The 2,426-nt window shown below is 37.3% G+C and carries 3 protein-coding genes and 1 pseudogene; 3 read left to right on the top strand and 1 reads right to left on the bottom strand.

Annotation, left to right across the window (positions count from 1 at the left end):
• A partial coding sequence (locus AC4GME_RS18710; RefSeq protein WP_490380030.1) for a chorismate-binding protein occupies positions 1–255 on the top strand: 255 nt, incomplete at its 5' end.
• Between the two features lie 108 nt (positions 256–363).
• Here the strand turns inward: AC4GME_RS18710 and cysB are convergent.
• Positions 364–1,335 carry an HTH-type transcriptional regulator CysB gene (gene cysB / locus AC4GME_RS18705; RefSeq protein WP_490380029.1) on the bottom strand — a complete coding sequence of 324 codons (972 nt, stop codon included), beginning with the start codon at positions 1,333–1,335 and terminating at the stop codon, positions 364–366.
• 142 nt (positions 1,336–1,477) lie between these two features.
• On the opposite strand from cysB, the gene AC4GME_RS18700 reads away from it, so the two are divergent.
• Positions 1,478–2,161 (top strand): sensor histidine kinase, encoded by a 684-nt coding sequence (locus AC4GME_RS18700; protein WP_490378298.1) that lies wholly within the window; start codon positions 1,478–1,480, stop codon positions 2,159–2,161.
• A gap of 69 nt (positions 2,162–2,230) precedes the next feature.
• Positions 2,231–2,426, top strand: a pseudogene (locus AC4GME_RS18695) (DNA repair ATPase); the annotation flags it as partial.

Genomic DNA, 2,426 nt, shown 5'->3' with positions numbered 1-2,426 from the left:
CGCGCAATGGAAATCATTGCAGAACTAGAGCCGAACAGCCGTCAGCTGTACTGCGGCAGTATTGGTTATATTAACGGTGACGGTCAAATGGATATGAATATAACCATCAGAACACTGATCTGTCATAAACAGAAAATTTATTGCTGGGCGGGTGGCGGTTTAGTCGCAGACTCAAACGTTGATCAGGAATATCAAGAGTGTTTTGATAAAGTCAGTAAAATTTTGCCCTGCCTTGAAGCGTTAAATAAACACTGATAAATAAAACTAGCGCGTCGGCAGCTCAATATCTTCAAACAGTTTGCTCACTTCCGCGCTATATTTTAGGTTTACGTATCGCTTTTTCAATAATTGCTTGATCATAAATTAACGCGTCGGCAGTTCAATATCTTCAAACAGTTTGCTCACTTCGGCGCTATATTTAAGCTGAATTGCTTTTTCAACAAGTGGACGGGTAAGGTGTGGCGCAAAACGCACCATAAATTCATACATATAATCCCGTAAAAATGTGCCTTTTCTAAATCCAATACTTGTTGTACTTGATTTAAAGAGATGGCTTGCATCAATCACACAAAAATCATCATCATCTCCATTAACGGCCATGGATGCGACAACGCCCACCCCCAATCCTAAACGCACATAAGTTTTAATGACATCAGCATCGGTTGCAGTAAAAACAACATTTGGCGTAAAACCAGCCGCATTAAATGCTTCATCTAATTCAGAGCGCCCAGTAAAGCCAAATACATAAGTAACAATTGGATGCTTTGCAATATCTTCAATGGTAATATTTTTTATACTTGCAAGAGGATGGTTTTTTGGCACGATCACGGAACGATTCCAGTGATAACAGGGCAACATAATCAAATCTTGATACAGATGTAGCGCTTCCGTTGCAATCGCAAAATCTGTTTTACCTTTGACCACTGATTCGCTAATTTGTGTTGGCGTACCTTGGTGCATATGCAAAGACACTTTAGGATAACGTTTAATAAAGCCCTGTATGACTTCTGGCAAAGCATAGCGCGCTTGAGTATGAGTTGTGGCAATGTTTAACGAACCTTGATCAGGTTGAGTGTATTGAGATGCAATCGCCTTTATACTTTCAACTTTCCCCATAATTTCAGACGCAAAACGAATTACTTCTTTACCCGCGGGGGTTACCTTGGTTAAATGTTTACCACTTCGTTCGAAAACTTGAATACCTAACTCATCCTCAAGCATACAAACTTGTTTACTAATTCCAGGTTGCGAAGTAAATAAATTTTCAGCTGTTGCTGATACATTTAAATTGTTATTTAAGACTTCGACGATATAACGTAATTGTTGTAATTTCATTTAAAACCAACTGTTATCCACAATTAAGAGTCTATTATTCTAGCAGAGTTCTAATAAACAGAAAGAGCTACTTTACCGACTTGATATTTAACACATATATTTCATACTTATATTATTTGACTATGCGCATTCAGAGGTGACCATGAGCAAACAAAATGAACTTGATTTCAGCAGCATTTTAGCAACCAGTGCACATGACATGAAAAATTCTCTTTTTATGCTTTTGCAGTCCATTGAACATTTAGACCTTGCGGACAATTTAACACCTAAGCAACACCAGGCATTTGCTGATCTCCATTATCAAACATCAAGGATTAACGGCAGCTTAATGCAGTTACTTGCCCTATACCGAGATGAACAAAATCAGTTACCCCTTTATATTGAAGAAAATTCAGTTGCCGAGATGCTGCATGAAGTACTCGATAGAAATCGTCTTTACTTAAATAGTCATCATGTAAAAGTCGTATTAGATGTAGACCCAGATTTAAATGGTTATTTTGATCAGGATTTGGTTACCTATTTAATCGCAGATATTTTTATTAATGCCCTTCGTCATACTAAAAAATCCATCACATTACGTGCTTTCAGCGATCAGCAATATCTAAATATCCAAGTAGAAGATGATGGCGACGGCTACCCTGAACATATGCTTGCAATAAATAATACGGATTCACAATTCAACGCCTGTAAAGGACGAAGTGGTCTTGGCCTGTTATTTGCAAAGAAAATAGCATCTGAACATAAAACAAAGCAGCTGCAAGGTCACATTTTGCTAGAAAATAAAAGTGGATCTGGCGGAAGTGTATTTACCTTACGTTTGCCTTAATGCACACTAGCGGTTAAAGTGCATTTTTGCAGAGACATCTATTTTAATTAATTTGTATTATGAGAATTTATGCTATTTCCACTAATTTTATCACTGATCGGTTTATTATTGTTTGTCCTAATTGGCTACAATATCATTCAACAATATAAACAAAAAATTGAAGCCGAAAGAAGAATCGCAATCAGCAAACAGCGCGCTGTTATCTCTGAAGTTGATGAATTGCTGCTTAATGCTACACGCATGCCATTTAGCAAATCTTTATTAC

Source organism: Psychromonas sp., assembly GCF_983033635.1.
The sequence above is the reverse complement of the archived record's forward strand: the minus strand, read 5'-3'. Positions and strand labels throughout refer to the sequence as shown.

Bases quoted from the DNA above. Each gene is read 5' to 3' on its own strand.
- AC4GME_RS18700 (WP_490378298.1), top strand. From the start codon at position 1,478: ATGAGCAAACAAAATGAACTTGATTTCAGCAGCATTTTAGCAACCAGT.
- cysB (WP_490380029.1), bottom strand. From the start codon at position 1,335: ATGAAATTACAACAATTACGTTATATCGTCGAAGTCTTAAATAACAAT.